Raw genomic sequence first — 25927 nt, 5'->3', positions numbered from 1 at the left:
GACGCTTCGATGTCACTGACCTACGCCAGCTGAGTTCAGCAATTGTTCGAGTTCGGCTGGGTTCGTCGCCTGCACACGGCCGCTGAGGCCTATATCCACAAGTTCAGAGAGCGCATCGAACCACAGACCAGCTGCGGCCGGGGTGTCGGATCTAAATTCTTCCGGCAAACGCTCGATCAATCCTGATGTTCGTTCGACCACCGCGTCGGTGTTTGGATCGAGCAACTCGAGTTGCAAAAGATAAACTCGGTCGGTGTCCAGCACAATATTTGACCTACTGAGGTCCAGACCGTAATCGCCGGGTGGGAAAGGGCCACTGATGTGTAACTCTGTTGCAGTCATCCCGGATGGGCCCAGTTTGACGATTACATTTCCTCGATGGCCGCGAGTTAGCCGCCAGATCAACGGCGGAAAGGCTTGAGTTGTTAGCCCACCGTCTGCTGGAACCAGTAGCAATAGGTCAGAAGCGGCATCCGAAGGTATATTCCGGGTGCCTGCGCCCATTCGATCTTTTGGCGTACCTATTTTGGGAGGAACAAACACAATTTCTGCGGACGTGTCGGTGTTTTTCTCATCGCCGGAAGCTAGCGCAAAACCGCTGAGAAAAAGGCCTGCAGCGAGTACGAAGACAAAAACAGCTATTGATACCCAATTCCACGACACAAGACGCCTCTCGAAGAAAACTGCAAGTGTATCCGCTTTTTGAAGGTTTAGCGTAGGCTTGAAACTACGTTGAGTCCAGTTCCTGCTCTGTCTCGCTTCAGCTGATCCTAAGCTCGGTGGTCAGGCAATTTTATGCTAAAATAAGGATCTGTTCGGTTCAGAGTCGAGTCTGTGCTCATGGTTCCTGAAAGCAAATGGCGAAGCGGCGCCTCGTGTTTGTTGGTGGTTTGTTTGCTCTTGATCTTGCCGCTTGCGGCAGAGGCTAAGGGCAAGCGCGTCGCGCTTGTAATAGGTAACTCCGCCTATCAATACGTCCCGGACCTGCGCAATCCGGCCAATGATGCTGAGGACATATCTAAGGCGTTACAGCGCATTGGGTTTGAGGTTACACAGCATCAAAACGTGAGTTACACCGATATGCGCATTGCATTGCGCGACTTTGCCGAAGCCGCAGCCGATGCGGAAGTGGCGCTTGCGTATTTCGCGGGCCACGGAATCGAAATTGAGAACACAAACTATCTGATACCCGTGAATGCCGCGCTAAAAAGTGATCGGGATGTAGAATTTGAAGCCATTCGTCTGGACGCTATCGTGAATGCCATTGCTGGCTCGTCGGCTCTAAGTATCGTGATTGTTGACGCATGCCGAAACAACCCGTTTTTGGCCCAGATGAAAAAGGCCTCGAGCACTCGTTCAATCGGGCGCGGTCTGGCCGCAGTTGAACCAAGAGGAGTCGTGGTCGGATACGCGGCCCGAGGTGGGACTCTGGCGCAGGATGGCGACGGCCGGAACAGCCCTTACGCGCAGGCGTTTCTGGAACATGTTGAAGAACCGGGAGTGGAACTTGGTAAACTGTTCCGCAAGGTGCGCGACCGCGTGGTCGCACTGACCGACGGGTATCAGGAGCCTTTTGTCTATGGCTCACTACCGGGCGAGGACATTTTTTTGGTCCCCAAGGTAGAACAGGCTGCATTACCCTTCCCTGACCTTCAGGAGTCTGACGAACCAGTCTTGCAGCCGCAGGTAACTCAGAAAAACGCGCTGGCCGCAGCTATGAAGGTGAACACAGTCAGGGGGTGGGATTTGGTCGCCAGATCCTATCGCGCTGCAACGTTATCCGAGCCCGAAATACTGAAGCGGATGGCCCAGATCACACCTGCCTGGACCAGAAAAAGCGGGCGGCTCGATGAGATAGAAGCCGCGCTCTTGCCGGGCCCTGCTCAGAAGAAGGAAGTACAACAAAGTCTTAACAACTCAGGCTTCGACGTCGGTACACCTGACGGAGTTTTCGGACCGCGGACCCGATCAGGCATCAAGGCGCTTCAGGCCAACGTCGGGTTAGAACCAACCGGATATGCCGATCTTGCTGTCCTGTCCGGCTTGGGGATCAGACCGCTGGCGGATGATGGCGCGAGTTTTATCAGCAATCCCTTTGCTGTCCGACAGGATATATCCGAGCTGGAAGTGTTGGGTGAATCCGAAGAGGTCACGCAAATTCTTGGCTGTTTGGGCCTGCGTAAAAGCGTCTATGGTACGTTTCGCGGAAACCTATATATTGCGCTGGTTTATTCAGGCAGTGTGCAGAGTGCGCGCAGCGAGGCGCAAAAATGTGGCTTGGATTTGGCCGCAATAACATCGGCTGCAGAGAATGCGTTCATCGTCCGGATGATTTCAAGTGACCCGGCTTTCTTTGAATTGGGATACGACAGCAAAACGAAAATCAGCTACAAGGCCGGACCCTATTTCGGGTTCAGAAAGGACCCCAAAGAAGACGGTGCCATCATCGGATGGCGATGGTTCAGCGGAGAACCCGTGAGCTACACCAACTGGTTGCCATCCAAGCCAAACAAAACCCACGGCAAAGGCAGAAAATCATTTGCCCAATTTCAGTACGAAGCGCGAGGACGGCGCGACCTTGACGATGTGACCCCAACAAAATGGTTCGATGGCTCTGGATGGAATGCGCGTTCCGTGGTCTTGGAAGCTTCTCTGAAATAACGCGCTCTGCCCAAAGGGTTTCAGCGAAGCTATGTTTTTTATGAGGATACGCTGGCAATCGGATCAGCATATTCGATTCAATCAGGTTATGTGGTAATGTTCAGGCGTCTCAACTTGTTCCGATCGGGGGCAGTTTGTTTAACAGTTCATTTCAATATCCTTTCAGGACATTCTTATGGCTGATAGGCTTTGCGATTTGGTTCTCGGTTTCGCATGTTGCGCACGCGGACACCAAACGGGTCGCATTGGTGATTGGAAATGCCGAGTATCAACATGTCGCCAATCTTCCAAATGCAGGCAATGATGCCTCGGATCTGGCCAAAGCCTTGCAACGGATCGGTTTCACGGTTTGGCACAATCAGAATCTAGATTACCGTGGTCTCCGCATTGCGTTGCGCGACTTTGGTCGAGCGGCGAAAGATGCGGATATGGCCATCATCTATTTTGCGGGTCACGGGATTGAGATCGAAAACACAAACTACCTTATTCCTGTAAACTCAGAACTGCGCAGCGATCAGGATATCGAATTTGAAGCGATACGGTTGGACTCCGTCATCAGTTCTTTGTCGGGTGCCGATGGGTTAAAGGTCGTTTTGATCGATGCGTGCCGGAACAACCCATTCCTGAGCACGATGGAAAGAAATGGCGGCACACGCTCCATCGGTCGCGGATTGGGTCGTATTGACCCCAGCGGAGTATTAGTAAGCTACGCAGCCAAGGGTGGAACGTTGGCTCTTGATGGAGAGGGGCGCAACAGCCCGTATGCCACAGCGCTGCTAAAGCACATCGAAGAGCCTGGGCTGGAACTAGGTAAAATGTTCCGCAAGGTCCGCGACACCGTATTTAAGTTGACAGATGGGTTTCAGGAACCTTTCACCTACGGTTCTTTACCGAGCCAAGATATCTACCTAGTTCCGGTGGCAGCGCCCATGCCGCCGGAAGCCAAGCGTGTCGGGTCTGACAACCGTGAAATCTACGCTGACTTTGAGTTGGCTCGTTCACTCGGAACGCTGGATGCAATTGAGTCCTTTCTAAACCGTTATCAGGAACAGAATGATCACTTTGCGGTAACGCTCGCCCTTTCGCTTCGGGATGATCTGCGTGAGAAGGCAAGGCAACAAGCTGCTCCTGACGACAACCCCAGAACGAACGAGACGGAAGTCGCCGTTGCGGCTCCGCCGGACAATCCGACTGAGGAAGCACAGACACGCAGCCTGGTCCGTGACATTCAGAGCGAATTGAACCGCGTCGGATGCAGTGCGGGCGCGGCGGACGGCGTTGCAGGTCCTCGCACTAGAGCGGCATATACTAGATACCGGAACGCCCGAAAAAACCTGGGGCTTCCGGCGGAAGGTCTGAACCAACAACAGACCCTTATTGCGCTTAAGAAAGAACCGGGTCGCGTTTGCAAGGAAGTTGCGGTTGCTGTAGGTTTAGACGGTGATTACGTCATCTCCATTCGGCGTAGATGGGATGATGACTATTGGCAGACTGCAACGCGCGGCGACGAATCCTACTACCCCGGAAAAATCGAACCACTCGCTTCATTGCGGATCAATCGGAAAGGCAGCAAAGTGACTCTGGTGTCCGCCCAAGCGTTTACCGGAGGCGGTCCGTGGTTCAAGGATTTCCAGGGGTCATTGGATGACAACGGTCAACTGAAACTCCGTTTCACCCTAAGCTCACATTTTGGTCCACCGGTGACGCCCTACAAGGTTCGAATTGATGTAAAATTGCCTCAAGGACTGCAACCCAACCGACGCCTCGTGTATGAGCCACGACGTATCGACGGTCAGTTTTTCCTGAATTTCCTGGTTAGACGTGCGAACTAGCTTCCAACGGAAATCCCAAGATGACGAGGGTCGACAAGAGCGGCATGAATACCAAGCTGCGTGCCGTTTGCGCCAAAGTTGCAGAGACCGATTTCCTCTACTACGAAGTCGGCCATCGGCTTGAGAGCCGTTGAAAATAGAATTTCCACTAAATCAACTGAAGTAGCTGCATGTTGTTGTAGAACTCCGTACCCTGCCATGAGGTCGGTGATATCGGAAGGTGGTGGGCGGGATCCCAGCGATCGGCAGCTATGCGGGCTGCACCACCAGCATTCGGCTTCGACGCCAAAGGTCCGGTATGGGGCGCTCACAAACTTCTCGATTTAGATGTGGAATCTTGAGGTATTCCCTGCCAAATCGACCTGAAGACGTCGAGGCACACAATCAGCATGCCGCCTTACATAGCCTCCAACGTGTGGGCGAGGCCATTTCTGATGTGATCTTCCAACAGTTTCTTGGCTGTATCAGCGTCTTTGGCCAACGCGGCATCGAACATGCGTTTGTGTTCTTGGGCTGCAACCTCACCTCGGTAGGTCAGTACGAGCATCTGATAACGAAGGTACTTGTCATAAATGATTGAGTGAAGGGATAAGAGGTTCTTGGAATTACAGGCTGCAATCATCGCTTGATGAAACTCTGAATCGTACCTCTTCCAGGTTTCCTTTTCAGAGTCATCACCCTTGAGAAGCCGTTGCTCCATCAAATGCAGCTTATGATGCGCAGCGACCAGGTTGCCTTCCCAGTCCGTGTCGCCATTCGCAATGGACAACTCCAACGCGTGGCATTCCAGCAGAACGCGCAGTTCTGAAATCTCGGTCAGGTCTTCTCGTGAAACTGGCGTGACCAGGAAACCCCGTTGCTCAGGAGCTTCGACAAATCCGTCGCTGGCGAGCCTGTTCAGCGTTTCACGAAGTGTCGAAAGGCTTGCCGAATAGCGTTCCTTCAAGGCGTCCAGCTTCAGTTTGGAGCCGGGCTGCAGCTCCCCGAAGATGATGTCCCGCTTGATGCGCTGATAGGTGCTTGCACCTATCGTAGACGGCTGTTTCGCCATGCGTTTCACCCGATATTTTTAGTTTCCTCGTTCAATTAGCATTTTTTTGAGACATCAGCAATCCAAACTGATGTATGGTATAAATAATAATATCATACATTATTGCGGAATCGCGAAAACCCCAATACGGTCGTGGCCAAATTGGGCAAGGCAGCCTGATCGCAATCAACGGTTTCGGGATTTTCCGGACCCTCCGGAAGGAAGCAAAGTGTCTAAGAACTTTCGCATTGCCATTGTCGGCATTGGTCTTGTTGGACGCCGCCACGCAGACGCTATCCGAGCGTTGCGCCATGTTGATCTCGTTGCGGTAGTCGACCCCAGTGATGAAGGTCGTGCTTACGCCGTTGAGCACGGGGTCGCATGTTACGAGACCCTCGAGAAAATGTTTGCAAATCAGACGCCAGACGGAGCTGTTCTTGCGACCCCGACCACGCTTCATGTTGAACAAGGCCTCACGTGTGTTCGACACGGTTGTCCTGTTCTTGTCGAAAAACCGATCGCCGTAGAAGCCACCGCTGCACTTGAGCTTGTTCAAGCTGCGGAGAAGGCCAATGTGCCACTGATGGTCGGTCATCATCGCAGACACAATCCTCTGATCAGGTCGGCTAAGGAAGCAATTGTCGATGGAAAGATTGGAAATGTGCGCGCTGTCCATGCGAATTGCTGGTTCTATAAGCCAGACGAGTATTTTGATACTGCGCCCTGGAGAAAGAAACCCGGTGCAGGGCCCATCTCGGTCAATCTTGTCCACGATGTGGATCTGCTGAGGTACCTGGCCGGAGAAGTTGTGACCGTACAGGCTCAGTCGGCTGCATCGCAGCGGGGCTACGACAACGAAGATGTTGCTGGTGCGCTGTTGACATTTGAAAGCGGGGCGATAGGGACCATAAGTGTGTCCGACAGCATCGTTGCTCCATGGAGCTGGGAGATGACGTCTCAGGAATATCCAATCTATCCTTCGACCACAGAGAGTAGCTATATGATCGGTGGCTCTCATGGTTCGTTGTCCGTTCCCGATCTTCGCCTGTGGAGTTACCAGAGTGAGCAACGGGACTGGTGGACGCCTATCTCATCGACCGCGCTGAAGAAGGGTGCGTCTGACCCTTTGGTCAATCAGCTCAGGCACTTTATTGAAGTAGCCCGGCACGAAGCAGTGCCGATTGTGTCTGGATGGGAAGGTTTCAGAACGCTTCAAGTTATTGAAGCTATTCAGAATTCTTGCAGAACAGGTGAAACGGTCAGGATCAAAAACTTACAAAAAACACCAATGGTAGATATGACAGTAGTATAAAATATCAGATATTTTGCAAAAAATCTTGCAAAATTTCCAAAATAGGGCAAAACTCTGAATCGCAAAAAAGAAGCATCATGATGTCTCAGGGAGGAGCAAAGTGATTACCAAACTTACCCGCCGGGCTGCTGTATCAGCCCTTGTTGCAACCGGTGTTCTGTTTGGCGCGACAAGCGGTGCGCTGGCGGAAGACAAAGTGCAACTTCGCCTCGCAACATCAGGATCGGAGACCGACCAGCGCTCGGTCGCTATGGCCGAGGTTTTCGCGCCGATGGTCGCTGATTTTGCAAGCTACGAGCCCAGCTATAATGGAACCATCTTTGCCCAAGGCACCGAGTTGGATGCCATCAGCCGGGGTAACCTGGAAATGTCGATCACCTCGGCGCAGGAACTGGCACAGTTCTTCCCCGAGTTTTCGATCTTTACCGCAGGTTATGTCCACCAGGACGCCGCGCATCAGGTGGCTGTCTTCAACGATCCCTTGATGGATGCCTTTAAGCAGAAGGCCGAAGAAGAATTAGGCGTCAAACTGCTGTCGGTCATGTATCTGGGCCGTCGTCAGGTGAACCTGCGCCAGCCCAAGGATGAGCTGACAGTCACGACACCCGCAGATTTGGAAGGCGTGAATCTGCGGATGCCGGGCACCGACGCATGGCAGTTCCTTGGCAAGGCGCTGGGTGCCGCGCCGACACCGATGGCCTTCTCCGAAGTCTATACCGCGCTGTCGACCGGTGCCGTTGACGGGCAGGATAACCCGTTGCCGACCGTCGTCGACGCCAAGTTCTATGAAGTGACCAATCAGATCGTCCTGACATCGCATCTGGTCGACCTGAACTATATCGCCATCGGCAAAGAGGTTTGGGACGGGCTGACACCGGAACAGCAAGCCAAGGTTCAGGAAGCTGCGGACGCAGCAGCTGAATCAGGCCGCCAGAAGCAGCTTCAGAAAGAAGAGGATCTTGTCAGCTTCCTGAAAGAGCAGGGCATGGAGATTTACGAACCCGATCTCGCTGCGTTCCGCGATCAGGTACAGTCTATGTATCTGGACAGCGAATTCGCTGGCTCATGGCCCGAAGGCGTTCTGGATCAGATCAACGCTCTGGGCAACTGAACCCAGTAAGACAGGGGAGGGAGAACCATAATGAAGGCCTTTATGAAGGGGTTCTCCCGACTGACCGAAGCGATTGCCGGCGGGATGCTGGCGGCAATCTTCCTTATCTTCCTTCTCCAAATTCTACTACGGTACTTCTTCACCCCAGCAGGCTGGACGCTGGAATTGATCGGCATTCTTTGGGTCTGGGTGATTTTCTTCAGCTGCGCTTTCATCGTGCGCGAACGGGATCACGTGAAGTTCGACATCATCTATCTTTCGGTGCCGATGCGCGTACGGCAGGTCTTTGCGATGCTGGCGGCCGCAGCGATCGTAGTCGGTATGCTCTACAGCTTCCTTCCGACGTGGGACTACATCGACTGGATGAAAATCCGCAAGACATCGACTGTCCGCAATCCGTTCTCCGGTGAGAAGATTCCGCTGCGCACAGTATTCTCGATTTACGCGGTATTCATGCTGGTCGTCGCAGCGCGCTACGCGTGGCTATTCTTCGACGTCATGCGCAATGGCCCACCAAAGACAGAGTTGGAACTGGTCGTTGGGTACAACGTGGTTGACGATCATCCCCGTGTCGACGTCGAAAAGGATGAGGAAGTTAAGAAATGAGTTTTGAACTTCTTTCCTGCCTGCTCGCTCTCTTTCTTCTGGCAGGCATCGGGACACCTATCGGCTATTCCATCCTCCTGGCCTCATTAGTGTACCTGGGCACGGCCGGACTGGACGTCGCCCTCGCGGGCGAGAAGATCCTGCAAGGTTTTTACAAAAGCACGATCCTGCTTGCCGTGCCTTTGTTCATCGTCGCCGCGAATATCATGAACGCTGGATCGATCACGGACCGTCTTTTGAACTTCTGCGTCGCTGCTGTCGGTCGTTTCAAGGGCGGCCTCGGGCACGTAAACGTGGTAGCGTCACTGATCTTTTCGGGTATGTCCGGCTCGGCCGTCGCGGATGCTGCTGGGATCGGGAAGATCATCATTGAAATGATGACCAAGGATGGCCGCTACAGCCGAGGCTACGCAGCTGCAATCACGGCGGCGTCGGCAACGATCGGCCCTATTATTCCGCCCTCTATCCCAATGGTTTTGTACGCGCTCGTTTCCAAGGCCTCCATCGGGTCGCTGTTCCTAGCCGGTATTCTGCCGGGCCTGATCATGGGCGTCGTCCTCATGGCGATGAACTATTATCTGGCCGGAAAGCGGAACTTTGCATTGGAAGAACCTGTTCCACTGCGCGAGTTGCCGGCTAAAACCGCCAACGCATTTCCGGCACTGCTGATGCCCGCAATCCTGCTCTACGGCATATATGGGGGCGTCACCACTCCGACTGAAGCTGCCGCCGTAGCTGCATTCTACGCCCTGCTACTGGCAGCGTTGTTCTACCGAGCGCTGACCTTCCGCGGCCTTTATCAGGTGTTCGTCGATAGTGCGCGCTCTTCCGCAGCCGTCGGGGTTGTCATTGGTGGCGCGTTCATTCTGAACTTCATCGTCATCCAGGAACAAATACCGCAGTCTATCTCGGCGCTGCTGGAGGGTTCCGATGTTAGCCCGATTGTGTTCCTGATCCTCGTAAACCTGCTGATCCTCGCGCTGGGATGCGTGTTAGACGCAACAACGATCATCCTGGTGATTGTGCCCCTGTTCATTCCAACCTGCGAGGCGCTTGGGATTGATCTGGTGCATTTCGGGGTGCTGGTCGTCGTGAACTCGATGATCGGTCTGATCACGCCGCCCTATGGCATTCTGCTCTTTGTGATCAACGCCGTGACGGACATTCCGCTACGCGAAATCATCTCGGAAATCTGGGCCTTCCTCGCGGTTCTCATCTTCGCCCTGGTGATCATGATACTGATGCCTGATTTGGTCCTGTGGTTGCCGCGTATGTTTGGATATCAGGGATAATGTGCCTCTCGGTTTCGACAACGTCGATCCCCGGTGATCTGGCCGAAAAACTAAGCACTATCGCTGACGCGGGATTCGGGGGTGTCGAATTACACGAACCGGACTTGACCGCTTTTGACGGGCCGCCATCGCAAATTCGGAACATTGCATCAGATCTCGGCCTGAAGATTTGCCTGCTGCAACCTTTCCATAACCTTGAAGGTCAGTCTGGCGGCGGACGGGAGCGCGCCTTTGATCGACTGAAGCGCAAACTCGACCTGATGAGCGAATTGGGTACGGATCTGCTGCTAATCGGGTCCGCATTCGAGGTCGATGCCGCTGCGACCGAAGAACAGGTAATCGCAGATCTTGGCGAGGCGGCCGAAATAGCAAAGGCATTGGGGTTGCGTCTGGCCTATATGGGCTTGCCATGGTCGGATCTTATTCACTCGGATGAACAGGCGTTAGGCGTCGTTGAAGCTATCGACAGCCCTTATTTGGGGTTGGCCTTGAATTCCTTCTTCTCGCTTGCCGACGGGTCCAAACCAGCCCGCCTTCGGGACATTCCCGGAGATCGGCTGTTCCATGTGCAGCTATCCGATGCACCCCGACTTGAGATGGATATTCGCAGGCTCAAACGGCACTTTGGGCTTCTGCCGGGGCTTGGGTCGCTGAACCTTGCGGGCTTTGTGCGGGTGTTGTCCCGCGCTGGGTACAAGGGGCCTTGGTCTATTGCGCGTGTCAATGAAGCAGCTCCTCAACCCGGTGGCCTGACACTGGCCCGAGACAGCTACAGGTCGCTGGTGAACCTGTTAGATGAGGTTTCCCGGACCGAACCGGGAACAGATTTCGGCATCCCGGACCTGCCGGAACGCGTCTATGCGTCAGGCTTCGAATTCGTCGAATTTACAGCCGACGAAACAAGCGGCGCGCAGCTGGCAGATATGCTGTCAACAATGTGTTTTCGAATGGAGCGAAAACACGTAACCAAGTCCGTCGAGCTGTGGCGGCAGGGCGCGATAAACATCGTTGTGAATACCGAAAAGGAAGGTTTCGCCCATTCGGCGTTCCTGGGTCACGGCCCCTCCGTGTGTGACATGGGGTTGCGTGTCAAAGATGCGGATCAGACGGTTCAGCGAGCGACCGCGTTGGGCGCGCCGAATTTCTCACAGCCGGTAGGGACTGGGGAACTGGACATCCCGGCCATCCGAGGTGTTGGTGGCAATGTTGTCCATTTCATAGATGAGAAATCCGATCTGCATCGGGTTTGGGACATCGAGTTCGAGCCAGTCGCCAAGACCAAAGCGATCCAGCCTGCCGGTCTGCGCCGCATCGACCATCTGGCGCAGACGATGCGTAACGATGAGATGCAAAGCTGGCTGCTCTATTACATTTCGACTTTTGAGATGGCAAAATCCCCGATCGTGAACGTTGCCGACCCTTCAGGTGTTGTGCAAAGCCAAGCCATCGAAAGCCCCGAGGGCGAAGTGCGTTTAAACCTGAATGGTGCAGTTGGGCGTCGAACACTGGCGGCTTCATTCCTTGAAGACGGTTTTGGCGCCGGTGTTCAGCACATAGCCTTCCAGTCGGACGACATATTTGAAACCTCAGCCCAATTGCGGAAGTCCGGCTTTCCCAACCTGTCCATCCCAGAAAACTACTACGCTGATCTGCAAGCGACATTCGGGTTAAGTGAAGACCTGATCGCCCAAATGCGTAGGGATAACATTCTCTACGACCGCGCAGCGGGTTCCGAGTATTTTCAGATCTACAGCCGACCTATCTTTAACGGCTTCTTCTTTGAAATTGTTGAGCGCCGATCTGGCTACTCCGGCTATGGCGCGCGCAATGCTGCGTTCCGATTGGCGGCCCAAGCGCGACACCACATGGCGGAAGGAACAACCTGAAATGAAGGCGGCACTAATCGGCCAAGGTATTGCTGGCTCCATGACGCCTGAGATGCACGAGGCAGAAGGTCGGGCGCAGGGTATCGATCTGAGCTACGGTAGGATCGACACTGCAAAAGAGCCATTTCGTGGAATGTCGGTCGCTGATTTACTGCATTATTCCGTTGAATTAGGCTGCGCGGCGGTCAACGTGACGCATCCCTACAAAGCATCAGTCATTGATCATCTTGATGAGCTTTCCAAGACTGCTGAGGAGCTTCAAGCTGTCAACGCGGTGGTTTTTTGTGACGACCGAATGGTTGGCCACAACACCGACTACATAGGTTTCCACAGTGCCTTCGGAGATTCTTTGGGATCATCGAAGACTGAAACGGTTCTCATGTTTGGTGCTGGTGGCGCGGGCAGTGCAGTCTCTTTGGCTTTGCTTGATTCAGGTGTTCGAGACCTGGAGATTATTGATCCTGACCTCCGCCGAGCGCAGGCGCTGGTCAGTCGACTAGAGGTCTTGCGCCCTTACGCAAAGATTCAGGGTTCCCCTTCGATTTCGTTGGATCGGATCGAACTTGTGGACGGAGTGGTCAACGCAACACCACTTGGAATGGACAAGTACCCCGGAACAGTCATTGAACCATCCCTGTTGCGGCCCGATGCATGGGTGGCAGACATCGTATATTTCCCGCTTGAGACACACCTACTGAGCAGGGCCCGCGCAACTGGGTTGAAAGTGATGAATGGTGCTGGAATGGCGGTTCATCAGGCTGCAGCGTCTTTTGAAACCTTCACCGGCTGCACCGCCTCAATCAGTCGCCTTCAAAACGTTTTCGATTCACTTCGTCAGCAGCGCATGCGCGAGTTTAGAGGTGCAACGGTATGACAAACGACGAACAAGCAATCCGCCAATGGTGGCGCACATCCATCATTGACATGAAACCCGGCAAGATCGCGTTTCGTGGCAACGCAATAGAGGATCTGATCGGGAACGTTTCTTTCCCGCAGATGATCTGGCTGATGGTGCGGGGCGATCTGCCCAGCGACGCACAAGCGCGTCTGTTCGAAGCCGCTTTGGTCGCAGGCGTGGATCACGGCCCACAGGCCCCCTCAATCGCGGCGGCGCGCATGGCTGCCACCTGCGGGGTAGGTCTCAATAATGCGATGGCGACTGCGGTGAACATGCTGGGCGATGTGCATGGCGGAGCAGGCGAACAATGCGCCGAGCTGTACTATGATATCTCGGAACGCGTGAATGCTGGGGCATCGCTGATTAATGCTGTTCAGGACGGTCTGGACAGCTGGCGCGAGACGTACGGCAAGATCGTCTCGGGCTTTGGCCACCGTTTTCACAAGCCCGTCGACCCGCGCGCGCCCCGGCTGATGCAACTTGTTCGTGATGCGGCAGATGAAGGCACTGTTTCGGGTCGCTTTGCTGATATCGGAGAAGAGGTTCAGGCTGAACTCGGCCGTCAACGCGGCGGTCGGCCAATTGCCATGAATATTGACGGCGCGACAGCTGTGATCTTCTGCGAACTTGGCTTTCCCGCGCCCTTGTCGCGGGGGTTGTTCTGCCTATCCCGCTCGGTCGGAATACTCGCCCACGCTTGGGAGCAGATGAACCAGGGTGGCCGCAACAAAGGGCCCATGCCCCCGAATTACTTACCTCTCTACGAAGACAGGAATGATGACACGTGAGACATCGAAATCCTTCCGGGTCGGCCTTATCGGTTGTGGTCGTATCAGCGATATCTATCTAAAAACGCTATCCAAATTCTCAAACGTCGAGGTCGTGGCTTGTGCAAGCCTTGATCCTTCGGAAAGCCGCGCCAAAGCAGATCAATACGGTGTCGCCCAGGCCTGCACACCAGATGAAGTGTTTGACGATCCGACGATTGACTGCGTTCTGAATCTGACAATTCCGGCGGCGCATGCGGAAATCAGTTTGCGCGCGTTGGAGGCCGGCAAGCACGTCTATTCCGAGAAGCCGCTGGTTATGAATCGAACGGACGGAAAGGCGATCCTGCACACTGCCACTGAAAAGGGGCTACTGGTCGGTTGCGCACCCGACACGTTTCTGGGCGGTCGTTGGCAGACCGTTCGGCGCTTGATCGATGAAGGCGCTATCGGGAAACCAACAGGGATTTTTGCCCATGTCGGGACCCACGGGACGGAGCGCCACCATCCCAACCCGGATTTCTACTATAAGGCGGGTGGTGGGCCAATGCTGGACCTTGGGCCGTACTACCTGACCGCCATGATCTGCTGCCTTGGACCCGTTGACCGGGTTGCCGGAATGGCTCGGCGCACGTTTGACAAAAGGATGATCGAAAACGGCCCTCGCAACGGCGAATGGATGAATGTCGAGGTGGACACGCACTCCCTAAGCCTGCTGCAGTTCTCTTCCGGAGCAATAGGGTCGATGACCATGAGCTTCGACGTCTGGGACAGCGAAACTCCGCGGTTCGAGATCTATGGTGAAAACGGAACCATCAGTATCCCTGACCCTGACCCGGTTCATGGAGCCAACATCTTTCAGGGAGATGTCTGGCTGAAAACACGCGAAACCTCGCGTTGGTCGCATCAGCCCCGCCCAACCGGTCGCGAGGACTGGCAGGTGGTAGAAAACAAACACGGCTTCAACGAAGACAGCCGCGGTCTCGGCCTTTTGGACCTCGCCCTGGCGGCACAAGAAGGACGCCAACCCCGTGCAAGTGGAGCGCTTGCTTACCACGTTTTCGAGGTCATGGACGCAATTGAACGGGCGCCAAAATTCGGCGCCTATCAGACGATAGAAAGCCGTTGCGCGGCTCCGGAGCCTTTGCCGGTCGATTTCCTTAACGATGAGAGGAAGTAGCTGGTCCATGCCGATTGAGACACTCGACTTTGCCCAGCCATTCTTTGGCGTCCAGCACATAACTGACGAGCGCAGAATTTCTATCGAGGGTCGCGCCATCGTCCTTAACCTTGGGGGGCGAAATCTCTCTGTCGATGATCAGACCGTTGCACCGCTTTCCTCTGTGATCGTGCAAGACAGCACGCTTACCGGCGTGGAACGTGCAGTCATTGTCCACGGTTTCGACGCCCATTCCAATGACAACGAGTTGTTCGCATGGGTGAAAGATACATGGCCATCTGCTTTCGATGTTCGCTAAGAGGAGCGTCTGCGTGGCGTCAGCCACTACATGTCGCCGAAGGTCTTCGTGGGTAACGTTGGACTGACCATGTACCATTCCGGCTCGGTCCCTTTGAATGTCGGATTGCATAAGGATCATCCGTTCTGCCCGGTACCAGGGTTTCGCGAAGTGCATACGCAGATCGTTGGCTTCGGCAAAATGCAGCAATGTCGCGAACGGGATGTCGAGACCCTGTATCTCGAAGAATTCATGGCCCCGGGCACGACCCACAAACCTATGTATGACGCCGAAGGCAATTATCCCTGGCATCAATACGAGACGATCACCCCCGGTATCTTCATGGCGGTGGAGATACTGCCCGAGGGCGTACGGGTCCCGGAAGCGGAGGTTGAGAATGGCTGAGAGACTTTTACCCGAAGACCTGAAGTTCGACGGCCCTTTCCCCCGGTTGTCTCGCCGTTTGCGGCTGGGCGTTGTTGGTGGAGGACGGATCTCGGACACGCAAGCAACGGCTGCGCGCATGACCGACCGGTGGGAGGTCGCCGCAGGCGCGCTCAGTTCAGATACCGAGCGCAGCAAGGCGCGCGGGGTCGAGTGGTTCCTGCCGGCCGACCGGTGCTACGCGTCGTTCGAGGAGATGGCACAGGCCGAGGCGGCGCGCCCAGATGGCGTAGATGCCGTCATGATCACGACCCCAAACCACGTTCATTTCGGCGTGGCCAAAGCGTTTCTGGAAGCGGGCATTGACGTGTTGTGCGACAAGCCCCTGACCAACGAAGTGGCCGAGGCCGAGGGGCTTGAGGAGATTACCGCGCGCACGGGACACATCTTTGCTGTCGGTTATGTGATGTCATGTTTTCCGGTGATACGGCAGGCCAAGCAGATCGTGGCCGACGGGGGCATCGGCAAAATCAACCAGATCCATGTCGAGTTCATGCAAGACTGGATGACGCCCGAAGATGTGGCCGATGCGCCTCATGTAAAGTGGCGGCTGGACCCCAAGATTTCTGGTCCAACCAGCTGTGTCGGCGATATCGGCACCCATGCCGCGCATCTCGCCAGTTTTGTTTCCGGCCTGCCCTTGACCGACCTGCGGGCCGAGTTTCATGTCTGCGGCGCGCCAAAGCCTTTGGAAGACACGGTGTTCATGTTCACCCGTTACCAAAATGAAGTCCCCGGAACCTTGATGGCAACACGCCTTGCCCCCGGAAACCGGGGTGGGTTGCGCCTGCGCATATTCGGGAACGAAGGAGGCCTCGAGTGGGACCTAGAGAACTCGGAGCGGCTGAAATTCAATCGGTTTGGTGAACCGGATCAAATCATCAGCCGAGGTCTCGGGCATGGTATCGGACCCGGCGCAGAACGTTTGATCCGTACCGCGCGCGGCTTCCCTGAAGGGATTATCGAAGCTTGGGCCAACCTCTATACGGAACTTGCGATGGCCGTAGCCGCGCGTCGGGATGGCGTAACCGTTCCGGCCGATTGGCTTGCTTATCCCAGTGTCGAACAAGGCGCAGACGGTGTTCGATTCATTGACGCCTCTGTGCGCTCTCACCAGTCCGGAGGGGACTGGGTCACTCTCTAAGGGTCTGCCTACACGAATGTAATACACGCCCGGGGCGTTGCCCGGGCGTTTTCATTTCTGTTAAGTATTGAAGTTGATATTTTAAAAAATATCAGATATTTTTGACTACGTGTGATGAATTTTAGATTCGCAGACACGTGGAGCTGTCGTTCATGGTGAAACCCGAAGAGGCTGGCGCAAGCCCCTCTCTCTATTCCTTGGCGCATCTGACGCTGATTGGCTGTACGCCGCCCGAGTTGGTCTATATCGCCGCACGGGCCGGTTACGATGCCGTCAGCCCCCGATTCATTCCGATGCATGTGCCCGGCGAATTCACTCAATCCCCAATCGACAAGGCACAGGTGCAGGCCACCAAAACGGCTCTCTCTACCACCGGATTGAAGGTCCTTGATGTCGAGCTTGCACGCATCACCGAAGATGTCGATCCACGCAGTTTTGAGCCTTCTCTTGAGATTGGCGGGGAGTTGGGCGCCAAACGCATGATTATGAGCGCGTGGACAAACACCCGCGATGATCGTGATTTTCTGATCGACGTCTATTCCGAAACCTGCGAACTGGCAGCGCCCTACGGATTAACGGTGGACTTGGAGTTCCCGAGCTTCTCCCGCTTGCGCACGCTGGATGAAGCACTGGACATTGTCCGCGCCTCTGATCAGCCCAACGGCGGTATTCTGGTCGATACGCTCTACCTGCACCTCAGCCGCGTAGATCTTGGTGAGCTGTTGCACGTTCCCTCGGACCTGTTTCACTTCCTGCATATCTCTGATTGCCTGCCCGGCATCGCCGATACGCGTGAGGGCATGATCCAACTGGCCCGCGATGCGCGGCTATATCCCGGTGAGGGATGGATCGATTTCACAGGCATCATCGAACGGATGCCACCCGTCGACTATTCCATCGAACTGCCCAACCAAAGCCGCGTGGCCGAGTTGGGATATGAAGAACACGCGCGTCGCTGTCTCAGCCACGCCAAGCGAACATTCGGCGAGGCGCGGTCACAGCGTCGTATGCCCGATGCTGCAATTCCAAAACACCAAGAGGATCATCATGGGCAAAGAGCTCACTGAAAACGACCGCAACATGGCGGCCGATATGCTGGCACGCGCCCGCGCTGCCATGGCCGAGATCGAGGATTGGGATCAGGGCAGGTTGGACCGCCTGTCTCAGGCCATTGCATGGTATGCGGGGAACGAGAAAACCTTCACGCGTCTGGCCCAGCAAGGCGTGGACGAAAGCGGTATCGGAGATCGCGAAGGGCGTCCTGCCAAGCGATTTAAGATTCACATGGTGTTGCGTGACGTCTTGCGGACACCATCGACCGGGATCGTCGAAGTAGACGAAGAAAAGGGTCTGGTAAAATATGCCAAGCCTGCCGGTGTGATCGCATCTCTGATTCCGATGACCAATCCAGCGATGACACCACCGGTGACCGGTGTTTCCGCCGCCAACGCCCGGAATGCTGTTATCTTCAGTCCGCATCCGCGAACCGCTCATACCACCTTCGAGATGGTCGAGGTCATGCGAGCGGCCTGCCGTGCCGCTGATGCCCCCGAGGATCTGTTTCAATCCATTCGCAAACCGTCGATCCCATTGACGCAACATTTGATGGAGATCTGTGATCTGACGCTGGCAACGGGCGGCAAGCCCATGGTCAAAGCGGCGTACAGTTCAGGGCGCCCGGCCTTTGGCGTCGGCGCGGGCAATTCATCCATCGTCATCGATGAGACTGCCGACCTGGACATCGCCGCTCAGAACACACGAATTTCCAAGACGTCTGACTTTGGTTCGGGTTGTTCGGCCGACGGTAACATCATCATCCAGCGCTCGGTTTACGACGATATGGTCAAGGCGCTTGAGGCCGAAGGTGGATACCTGTGTTCGACCAAAGAGAAGGCCATGCTCGAAGCTGCCATGTGGGATGAGAAAGGAAACCGTACCTTCCCGACTATCGCCTGTCCGCCTCAGCAAACGGCCAAGGTCGCCGGTTTCTCGATCCCCGAAGATCGCAAGTTCCTGATGGTTGAAAATCAGGGGCAAATCGGGCCGCAGCACAAGTTCTCGAAGGAAAAACTGACCACGCTGATGGCGCTATATCACTTTGACACTTTCGATGACGCGCTGGAAACGGTCAGCCAGATTTACAACACCGGAGGCAAGGGCCATTCCTGCGGCATCTACAGCCACAATGACGATCACATCGACCGGTTGGCGCGCCTGGCTCCGGTCAGCCGCATGATGGTGCGACAGCCTCAGTCCAAGGCCAATGCGGGTGCCTGGACCAATGGCATGCCTATGACCAGCAGCCTAGGTTGCGGCATCTGGGGCGGCAACATTACCAATGAAAATGTCACCATGAAACACATGATGAACTACACCTGGGTCAGCCGTCCCATCCCCGAGGATCGCCCCTCGGAGCCGGACCTGTTCGGTGAGTTCTACGGACAGGAGGTCGCGTGATGGACGGAGCGAAACTGGAAGGCAAAACCGTTGCCGAACACATCGTCGACTTTCTCGAACGTCGCGAGGTCAAGCATGTATTTGGCCTGTGCGGGCACACGAATATCGCGGTTCTGGCCGCGTTGGCGGAAAGCCCCATCGATTTCGTCACCGTACGGCACGAACAAATCGCCAGCCACGCAGCGGACGCATATGCCCGCGTGACGGGCAAGGCCTCGGTGGTGCTGTCCCATCTCTCCCCGGGGCTGACCAATTGTGCAACCGGGGTCGCCAACGCCGCACTGGACTGTATCCCGATGGTCGTGATCGCGGGCGACATTCCAACGCACTACTACGGTAAACATCCACATCAGGAAGTGAACCTCCATGCAGACGCCGCCCAGTGGGAGATCTATCGTCCCTTTGTCAAACGCGCCTGGCGGGTCGATCGGGCAGACCTGATGGCCGAAATTCTGGAAAAGGCGTTTCATCTGGCCGAAAGCGGCCAGCCCGGGCCAGTGCTGGTCAACGTGCCGATGGACATCTTCTCCGAGGTGATCCCCTCGGACAGTTTCGACCGTATCCGCGACAACACGCGCGCGCTCAAAAAACCGTCGATTGACGATGAAACAGCGCGAGAGATTGTCGAAGCGTTGGCGCAGGCTCAAAGTCCGGTCGCTTATGTCGGTGGTGGTATTCTACTGGCACAGGCCAGCGAGGAATTACGCGCCTTTGTGGAGCACATGGGCCTACCAGTCGCGCATTCTTTGATGGGTAAAGGCGCACTGCGCGACGACCATCCGCTTGTGCTGGGAATGACCGGGTTTTGGGGCACCGAGCTGGTCAACCAGTCTTGCCTGAATGCGGATTACATCTTTGCTGTCGGAACCCGGTTCAAAGAGGCCGATTGCTCCAGCTGGTATCCTGGTTACACGTTCAACATTCCTGGCTCAAAGGTCATCCATATCGACATTGAACCGCAAGAGATTGGACGGAATTATCCCACCGAGATCGGAGTCGTTGCTGACGCCAAGGCCGCTTTGCGCGTCGTCAACCGAGTTGCCCGCGAGATGTATCCTGAGGGCTTCAAACGCCCCGCGCTGGAACAGAAGATCACCGACTTCCGAACGAACTTCAAAGCGCGCAACGTGGACATGGCGACCTCGTCGTCCTTTCCGATGATGCCCGAACGTATTTTGGCAGATACCCGCAAGGCACTGCCCGAGGATGCCATTATCACTACGGACGTGGGATGGAACAAGAACGGCGTCGGACAACAATTTGATATCCTGGCACCCGGTTCAATCCTGACCCCGGGTGGATTCGCGACGATGGGCTTTGGCCCTCCGGGAGCGATCGGCGCAAAACTGGCAGCCCCTGACCGTGTGGTGATAAGTCTTGTTGGCGATGGGGGGTTCGGTCAGAACCCGTCGATGCTGGCAACCGCGGTCGAGCTTGATCTGGGCATCATCTGGCTGGTTATGAACAACAACGCCTTCGGCACTATCGCGGGCCTTCAAAAGGCGCATTACGGTCTGACATACGGGACCACGTTCCCTGGATCAGCCGCAGCTCCTGCAAACGGACCGGGTTATGCGGATATTGCAAGAGCTTATGGTGCAGAAGGGCACAGGCTCAGTGCTGCTGATGAATTGTTGCCCGCATTGGAAGCGGCAATCGCCAGCGGCAAACCAACCGTTCTTGATGTCCCAATGATCAACAACCCAACACCAACGACCGGACATTGGAACATCTTGGACATATACTCACCGGACAAAGAGGTATCTCACGTCGCGACTTGACGAAACTGGGCGCGTCTGAACGCGCCCAGTTTCTTGTGTCAATGCTCATCCGTGTTCGAGCAAATATCAACAGCTCCGTCGCGGCGCGGTCATCGTTGTTGTGTGTCTGAACTTTTTTGTTGGTTAGTTATTCTCAACGAAGCACGTGAGATAATGTCAAATTGCAATAACGCTGAAGTATGTGCGTTCTTAGCGTCCAAGTTTTCTCTCTCGCAGCGAATGGCAGATACGACGGGATGCGTCGCAGCATCACCAACAGGCAGCCAACGGCAGCCTAGGGCCGGGCGCGTCGTTTAGGCCAAGGCGCTTATTAGCTACCCGGTACGTGACTGTTTTTTGATGGCGGCGAGCAGTAAATGCCTAAGAAAGAAGGCCCGCAATGACGCGAGCCTTCTTTTGGCGGATGGGTCATCGACTATGCGTCGAGAAACCTTTTCGCGCTCGGCAGGTGGTGCATCAGCACGTAGTAGGTCAGACCCGCCGGGATCAGACTTGCGTACCAGGAGATCCCCGAAAAGATCAGGGCCGCGACAACTCCGACACCCATGGCGATCACGGCAGCCCAGTTCACGCCGTTATAGGGGCCTTCCGGATCATAGAGCTTGTCAAGATCAAGCGTCTGTTTGCGCAGCACGAAGTAATCGACGACAAGGATCGCGAAGATGGGACCTAGGAAAGCCGAGTAGGTCTGAATGAAAATGCTCAGGCCTGCCGCGGACTCATCTTTTACAAGTTCCCACGGGAAAGTGCAGAAGGCGAGCAAGCCGACGATCACTGCAGAGGTTTTGAATTTGATCTTGAAGACATCCATCAGCGCATAGGCGGGAGGGACGACGTTGTTCAGGATGTTCGTTGTGACCTGAGCAAAAGCAATGAACAGGAGCGTTACGACCAGCAGCAGCTTGTTGTCGACAGCGCTCGAAAACACCTTGATTGGATCAACTTCACCGGTAGCACCGGACACCATCAGCCCAATGAGGCCCATAAAAAGTGTCGCCGGCAGGATCGAATTGGCATAGATCGCGACCTGCCTCAGCGGCCCAACGCTCCGACGCAATTCGCGCGAATAGTCCGATACGTTCAGCATCATCGTACTGTAGATCCCAAGGAAGAGCATGGTTGCCCCCCAGAACGGTGCACCCCAGGTGCCCTCGACATTTACCAGATTGGTCGAGATTTCTTCGCCGTATTTGTTGATGACGCTAAAGAACATGTAGATCAGCGACGCGATGATGAAGATCGATCCGATATTCTCGAGCCACTTGATCCCGTGAAACCCAAGCACCGAAAAACCGATCTGAAGGAACTGGAAGCCGATAAAGAACGCCCACATGTTCGAATAACCGAGGAGCGTTTCCGACACGAGGTTGAGTGCGCCCGCGCCGATCCAACTCTGGAACCCGAACCAGACGATAGCGGGAACCGAACGCACCAGCGCCGGAATCCGAGTGCCCGCAAAGCCAAAGGCGGACCGGGCCTGTACCATGAACGGAATGCCATATTTGTGACCGGCCTGACCGTTGATCATTAGCGCGAGCCCGATCACCGTGCAGCCGATGGCGATAGCGACAAAGGTCTGCAGGAGGTTCAGCGTACCGACCAAGCCCGACCCGATAGTAAATGTTCCGATGGAAACACATCCGCCAAGCCACGCGAAAAGATAGGACCACGGGTCCATGATCCGCGTCTCTTGCGGTGCCAGGCTCTCTTCCCCGATCGCCTTGTGTTCGATATGGGTTACGTGATCGTCGTGCGACATAGCGACCGTGTCGGCCGTGTCTGATTTGATTGTCATTTTCTCCTCCGATGACAGGTTATTTTAGTTTTGGCCGGGCGTAGGCATTGATTTTGCTGGTCTTTAGGCCGCAACCGACCAGCGCTTCGATCATGCGGGTTGCCACGCTCACGCCATCGATCACAGGAATGCCGGTCTCTTCGCTGAGCCACGCGGTCAAATCGGCCATCCCCGCACATCCCAGAACAATTGCTTCGCAACGATCTTCCTCAATCGCGCGCAGGATTTCCTCGCGGATCTTTTCGCGCGCGTTCGAGCCGGGCTCTTCCAAGGCCAAAACAGGGATCTCTGCTGACCGAACCCGCCGGCATTGATGCGACAGGCCATAGCCATGGATCATGTGTTCGATGATGGGCACTGACCGCGGCAAAGTGGTGACGACCGAGAACGAGGTGGCAAGCATGCTCGCCGCCTTCACCGCAGCTTCGCAGATTCCGATGACAGGGCCCGTCGCGATCTCGCGGCAAGCGCCGATACCGGGATCATCGAAACAAGCAACGACAATGCCATCGACCTGCTGGTCTTCTGCGGCTTGCACGCAGGACAGAAGGCCGGGAACTGACATCGCTTCGTCGAAATGCCCTTCGATACTCGCCGGTGCGCCTTGCGCGGTAGCGCCTCTGATCACGACACCGGCACTCGCGGCCGCCTGGGCGGACGTGATGATCTTGCGTGTCATCGATTCAGTAGAGTTGGGGTTTACAACTAGAATTTCCATGTGATCTCCCTTGACGATATAAATTGTTAACAAACAGTGTTAACGATTCCAAACAAAATGTTAACTTAAATTGTCAAGGCGTTACCGATGCCTAGATGGCGTCTGTTCCGACTGGGGGCAGAATGACAGGGGTGTTGTCAGGTTAACCCTAGATCGGTTGCTCGTGTCTGGATTTGGACATAGATCGCATTGGTGAATCCATCGTCCAACAGCTACAAGCGTCACCGATTTCCGCCTCAGATCATTGCCCACTCTGTGTGGCTGTATTTCCGCTTCAATTTGAGCCTTCGCGAAGTTGAAGAGATGCTGCTTGCGCGCGGGATCGGCGTTTCTTACGAGACTGTCCGGCGTTGCGTGATCAAGTTCGGACGGATGATGGCTCGAAACTTGCGACTAAGTCAGGACCGTCCTGGTGATGTCTGGCATCTCGATGAAGTTGTCGTGAAAATCGCTGGTCGCAGGTATTGGCTTTGGCGCGCGGTCGATCAGCATGGCATCGTGCTGGACGAAATACTCCAACCGAAGCGGGACAAACGGGCCGCAAAACGGTTGTTGCGCCGCCTGATAAAGCGTCTTGGCTTCCTCCATTGGTCAGCAAAGAAGTGAAATTTCTTTCAGACAGTTACACATATCCGCAATGCATCGAGAATTGCGGCGTGTATATTTCGGCTTGTAACTGCGTCGCCAATTCGGGCCAAATGGAAACGGCCGCTTAGATTGGTGTCAACGAATGGAAATGTCCCACCAATAAGCGCCTTGTGTTCAACCTGCCCGTGGTTCCGCGAGCTTGGTTTGAGATCGTGAAAAAGTCCGTCCATTGGGGACAGGCCATGTTCTACGACTACGTGATCAACAAGACGTTCAGTGACATCCCCCGTCAACACATGACGCAGGTTGGCGCGAACTCCATCATCTTCGCGCACCAGGGAGGTAAGCTCTTGCAGGCAGGTGAAGGTAACTCCATTGGCGGCCAGATCGCGTAAGGCGACGGCAGAGGTCGTTGGGCCAAGGTCATGCAGAAGTGCCCGGTCCGGGGTTACAAGATTTACACTGCAACCATTGCCCGCCAGCGCGTCGGCAGTTACAGCCGCAGGGTGGTCGCCGACTTCATCGAACAACAGCACCTCGCCCGAGACACGTGCCTCGCCCGACAACACGTCCCAACTGGAAATTGCCAGGTCGCCGCCGGGGATAACTGTGGTTTCGGGCCAGCCGCCTGTTGCAACGATCACCAAATCGGGGGCTTCGGATATCACGTCATCAGCTTCGGCATAGGTGTTCAAGCGGATATCGATCCCAAGCAAAGTCACTTCGGAAATCAACCAGTCAGCTACGCCCCAGACCTGTCTGCGCGTTTTCCCTTTAGAGGCCAGAACCAACTGCCCGCCCAGCCGATCCGATGCCTCGAACAGCACGACTTCGTGACCGCGCAGGGCGCAGACCCGTGCGGCCTCCAGTCCGCCGGGCCCGCCGCCGACGACAACAACTTTCTTTCGGGTGTCGCTGTAGGCGATGATATGAGGCAAGGTCTGCTCACGCCCCGTGGCGGCATTGTGTCCGCAAACGGCAGGTTTGCCCTGATTGACCCGGTCCACGCAGTAGCCCAAGCCGACACAGGGGCGGATGCGTTCTTCTTCCCCCCGCGCGAGTTTTTCTACCAGATAGGGATCTGCCATCTGTGCGCGGGTCATGCCCACCAGATCGACATGGCCGCCGGAGACCGCGTGGCGGGCCGTGGCAATATCCGCAATCCCTCCTGCGTGCAGGATAGGCAAATCGACGGCATCACGGATGCGCCCGGCCACGGTGATATGCGGTGCCGCCGGCAGGCCCATGGGGCGCACCCATTCAGCCAAACCCAGATCATCATAGGGCGCGCCGGCGAGGATGTTGAGCAGGTCGACATCGCTGGATTTTTCCAGCATCCTGGCTGCGGCAATGCATTCTTCAGCGCTCAGCCCACCTTCTTTCAGTTCATCGCCGGTGATGCGCATCGACAGGATGAAATTAGCGCCGACTTCGGCGCGCACGGCGTCGAGCACCTGCAAGGTCAGGCGCATGCGGTTCTCCAGCGTTCCACCATAGTCATCGTCGCGCTTGTTTGTCAGCGGGGACAGGAATTGCCCCAGAAGGTGTGAGTGGGACAGGAGCTCGATCCCGTCGAATCCTCCTTGCTGACAGCGACGCGCAGCGGCTGCGAAATCGTCAATCACGCGGTTGATGTCTTCTTGTTCCATGGCCTTGGGAAAGGCACGATGTGCACGTTCGCGGATACTGGACGGAGCTATGACAGGCAGCCAATGGCCATCATCCCATGCAGTGCGGCGCCCCATATGAGTGATCTGACACATGATCGCGGCACCATGTTCGTGAACGCCATCCGTTAGTTTCCGAAACCATGGAATGACGCTGTCATCACCGGCATAAAGCTGGCCGAACACCGATGGGCTATCAGGGGCGATATTGGTCGACCCACCGACCATGGTCAGGGCAACCCCGCCCTTTGCCTTTTCCTCGTGATACAACCTGTAGCGGTCCCGGGGATGGCCATCTTCAACAAAATTCGGCGCATGGGACGTGCTGACGATGCGGTTGCGCAAAGTCAGGTGTTTCAATTGAAACGAATCGAGTAGGTGCGCCACTTTCGTGCCCCTTCGGCCAAATCTGCTGTTTGAAAACTGTCCAGGGTCGGCTCCGCTGGTCAGTTTCAACACCTGATGAGTTTGGTTGTCGAAA

21 protein-coding genes and 1 pseudogene are annotated in these 25927 nt (G+C 55.5%); 17 read left to right on the top strand and 5 right to left on the bottom strand.

The genetic code is table 11. The features are described from left to right. Positions 1-12 precede the first annotated feature (12 nt). A complete protein-coding gene (locus ACR0DY_RS12290; RefSeq protein WP_480483581.1) occupies positions 13-663 on the bottom strand; it encodes a DUF928 domain-containing protein in 651 nt (216 codons plus the stop codon). Positions 664-885: 222 nt separating this feature from the next. Between ACR0DY_RS12290 and ACR0DY_RS12285 the strand changes: the two genes are divergently transcribed. Next, complete coding sequence (locus ACR0DY_RS12285; RefSeq protein WP_480483580.1) at positions 886-2661, top strand: caspase family protein; 1776 nt, start codon at positions 886-888, stop codon at positions 2659-2661. A gap of 134 nt (positions 2662-2795) precedes the next feature. Beyond that, positions 2796-4493, top strand: coding sequence for a caspase family protein (locus ACR0DY_RS12280; RefSeq protein WP_480483579.1), 1698 nt, complete (start codon positions 2796-2798; stop codon positions 4491-4493). 397 nt (positions 4494-4890) lie between these two features. On the opposite strand, the gene ACR0DY_RS12275 is transcribed toward ACR0DY_RS12280, so the two are convergent. Further along, on the bottom strand, positions 4891-5544 hold the full coding sequence (locus ACR0DY_RS12275; RefSeq protein ID WP_209506749.1) for a GntR family transcriptional regulator: 654 nt from the start codon (positions 5542-5544) through the stop codon (positions 4891-4893). A gap of 208 nt (positions 5545-5752) precedes the next feature. Here ACR0DY_RS12275 and ACR0DY_RS12270 point away from each other — a divergent pair, with 208 nt between their 5' ends. From ACR0DY_RS12270 to ACR0DY_RS12205, 14 genes are all read left to right on the top strand, one after another. Then, positions 5753-6835 carry a Gfo/Idh/MocA family protein gene (locus ACR0DY_RS12270; protein ID WP_480483578.1) on the top strand — a complete coding sequence of 361 codons (1083 nt, stop codon included), beginning with the start codon at positions 5753-5755 and terminating at the stop codon, positions 6833-6835. A gap of 100 nt (positions 6836-6935) precedes the next feature. Next, entirely contained in the window at positions 6936-7946 is a 1011-nt protein-coding gene (locus ACR0DY_RS12265) for a sialic acid TRAP transporter substrate-binding protein SiaP (RefSeq protein ID WP_480483577.1), read from the top strand. Positions 7947-7976: 30 nt separating this feature from the next. Further along, entirely contained in the window at positions 7977-8552 is a 576-nt protein-coding gene (locus ACR0DY_RS12260) for a TRAP transporter small permease (protein WP_480483576.1), read from the top strand. Next, the gene (locus ACR0DY_RS12255; protein ID WP_170753386.1) at positions 8549-9844 is read left to right on the top strand and encodes a TRAP transporter large permease; all 1296 of its coding nucleotides are present in this window, start codon (positions 8549-8551) and stop codon (positions 9842-9844) included. Before ACR0DY_RS12260 ends, ACR0DY_RS12255 begins: the two co-directional genes overlap by 4 nt. Next, positions 9844-11730, top strand: coding sequence for a bifunctional sugar phosphate isomerase/epimerase/4-hydroxyphenylpyruvate dioxygenase family protein (locus ACR0DY_RS12250; protein WP_480898378.1), 1887 nt, complete (start codon positions 9844-9846; stop codon positions 11728-11730). The genes ACR0DY_RS12255 and ACR0DY_RS12250 overlap by 1 nt, the downstream gene beginning before the upstream one ends. Next, positions 11672-12604: a shikimate dehydrogenase gene (locus ACR0DY_RS12245; protein WP_480898376.1), complete on the top strand. Its 933-nt coding sequence runs from the start codon at positions 11672-11674 to the stop codon at positions 12602-12604. Before ACR0DY_RS12250 ends, ACR0DY_RS12245 begins: the two co-directional genes overlap by 59 nt. Next, positions 12601-13416: a citryl-CoA lyase gene (locus ACR0DY_RS12240; protein ID WP_480487955.1), complete on the top strand. Its 816-nt coding sequence runs from the start codon at positions 12601-12603 to the stop codon at positions 13414-13416. Before ACR0DY_RS12245 ends, ACR0DY_RS12240 begins: the two co-directional genes overlap by 4 nt. Then, entirely contained in the window at positions 13406-14575 is a 1170-nt protein-coding gene (locus ACR0DY_RS12235) for a Gfo/Idh/MocA family protein (protein WP_480546007.1), read from the top strand. Before ACR0DY_RS12240 ends, ACR0DY_RS12235 begins: the two co-directional genes overlap by 11 nt. A 7-nt stretch (positions 14576-14582) precedes the next feature. Further along, positions 14583-14873, top strand: a complete 291-nt coding sequence (locus tag ACR0DY_RS12230; protein WP_480546008.1) for a hypothetical protein — start codon at positions 14583-14585, stop codon at positions 14871-14873. A gap of 48 nt (positions 14874-14921) precedes the next feature. After that, on the top strand, positions 14922-15257 hold the full coding sequence (locus tag ACR0DY_RS12225; protein ID WP_480826651.1) for a hypothetical protein: 336 nt from the start codon (positions 14922-14924) through the stop codon (positions 15255-15257). After that, positions 15250-16440 carry a Gfo/Idh/MocA family protein gene (locus tag ACR0DY_RS12220; protein WP_480487961.1) on the top strand — a complete coding sequence of 397 codons (1191 nt, stop codon included), beginning with the start codon at positions 15250-15252 and terminating at the stop codon, positions 16438-16440. The genes ACR0DY_RS12225 and ACR0DY_RS12220 overlap by 8 nt, the downstream gene beginning before the upstream one ends. A 152-nt stretch (positions 16441-16592) precedes the next feature. After that, entirely contained in the window at positions 16593-17507 is a 915-nt protein-coding gene (locus tag ACR0DY_RS12215; protein WP_352996563.1) for a sugar phosphate isomerase/epimerase family protein, read from the top strand. Continuing rightward, positions 17488-18897, top strand: a complete 1410-nt coding sequence (locus ACR0DY_RS12210) for an aldehyde dehydrogenase family protein (protein WP_480483569.1) — start codon at positions 17488-17490, stop codon at positions 18895-18897. The genes ACR0DY_RS12215 and ACR0DY_RS12210 overlap by 20 nt, the downstream gene beginning before the upstream one ends. Continuing rightward, on the top strand, positions 18897-20678 hold the full coding sequence (locus tag ACR0DY_RS12205; protein ID WP_480483568.1) for a thiamine pyrophosphate-binding protein: 1782 nt from the start codon (positions 18897-18899) through the stop codon (positions 20676-20678). Before ACR0DY_RS12210 ends, ACR0DY_RS12205 begins: the two co-directional genes overlap by 1 nt. Before the next feature lie 415 nt (positions 20679-21093). On the opposite strand, the gene ACR0DY_RS12200 is transcribed toward ACR0DY_RS12205, so the two are convergent. Beyond that, positions 21094-22473 carry an NCS1 family transporter gene (locus tag ACR0DY_RS12200; protein WP_480546010.1) on the bottom strand — a complete coding sequence of 460 codons (1380 nt, stop codon included), beginning with the start codon at positions 22471-22473 and terminating at the stop codon, positions 21094-21096. A 19-nt stretch (positions 22474-22492) separates the two neighbouring features. Further along, positions 22493-23191 carry an aspartate/glutamate racemase family protein gene (locus ACR0DY_RS12195; protein WP_480483566.1) on the bottom strand — a complete coding sequence of 233 codons (699 nt, stop codon included), beginning with the start codon at positions 23189-23191 and terminating at the stop codon, positions 22493-22495. A gap of 183 nt (positions 23192-23374) precedes the next feature. Between ACR0DY_RS12195 and ACR0DY_RS12190 the strand changes: the two are divergent. Continuing rightward, a pseudogene (locus tag ACR0DY_RS12190) lies at positions 23375-23770 on the top strand (IS6 family transposase); the annotation flags it as partial. 35 nt (positions 23771-23805) lie between these two features. Here the strand turns inward: ACR0DY_RS12190 and ACR0DY_RS12185 are convergent. Further along, positions 23806-25833, bottom strand: coding sequence for an oxidoreductase (locus tag ACR0DY_RS12185; protein WP_480898372.1), 2028 nt, complete (start codon positions 25831-25833; stop codon positions 23806-23808). Between the last annotated feature and the right edge of the window lie 94 nt (positions 25834-25927).

The organism is Ruegeria sp. O6 (genome assembly GCF_056535045.1).
The sequence above is the reverse complement of the archived record's forward strand: the minus strand, read 5'-3'. Positions and strand labels throughout refer to the sequence as shown.

Coding starts and splice junctions, on each gene's coding strand:
- ACR0DY_RS12205 (WP_480483568.1), top strand. CDS start 18,897: ATGGACGGAGCGAAACTGGAAGGCAAAACCGTTGCCGAACACATCGTC.
- ACR0DY_RS12255 (WP_170753386.1), top strand. CDS start 8,549: ATGAGTTTTGAACTTCTTTCCTGCCTGCTCGCTCTCTTTCTTCTGGCA.
- ACR0DY_RS12245 (WP_480898376.1), top strand. CDS start 11,672: ATGCTGCGTTCCGATTGGCGGCCCAAGCGCGACACCACATGGCGGAAG.
- ACR0DY_RS12275 (WP_209506749.1), bottom strand. CDS start 5,544: ATGGCGAAACAGCCGTCTACGATAGGTGCAAGCACCTATCAGCGCATC.
- ACR0DY_RS12240 (WP_480487955.1), top strand. CDS start 12,601: ATGACAAACGACGAACAAGCAATCCGCCAATGGTGGCGCACATCCATC.
- ACR0DY_RS12200 (WP_480546010.1), bottom strand. CDS start 22,473: ATGACAATCAAATCAGACACGGCCGACACGGTCGCTATGTCGCACGAC.
- ACR0DY_RS12230 (WP_480546008.1), top strand. CDS start 14,583: ATGCCGATTGAGACACTCGACTTTGCCCAGCCATTCTTTGGCGTCCAG.
- ACR0DY_RS12195 (WP_480483566.1), bottom strand. CDS start 23,191: ATGGAAATTCTAGTTGTAAACCCCAACTCTACTGAATCGATGACACGC.
- ACR0DY_RS12220 (WP_480487961.1), top strand. CDS start 15,250: ATGGCTGAGAGACTTTTACCCGAAGACCTGAAGTTCGACGGCCCTTTC.
- ACR0DY_RS12210 (WP_480483569.1), top strand. CDS start 17,488: ATGGGCAAAGAGCTCACTGAAAACGACCGCAACATGGCGGCCGATATG.
- ACR0DY_RS12235 (WP_480546007.1), top strand. CDS start 13,406: ATGACACGTGAGACATCGAAATCCTTCCGGGTCGGCCTTATCGGTTGT.
- ACR0DY_RS12260 (WP_480483576.1), top strand. CDS start 7,977: ATGAAGGCCTTTATGAAGGGGTTCTCCCGACTGACCGAAGCGATTGCC.
- ACR0DY_RS12250 (WP_480898378.1), top strand. CDS start 9,844: ATGTGCCTCTCGGTTTCGACAACGTCGATCCCCGGTGATCTGGCCGAA.
- ACR0DY_RS12215 (WP_352996563.1), top strand. CDS start 16,593: ATGGTGAAACCCGAAGAGGCTGGCGCAAGCCCCTCTCTCTATTCCTTG.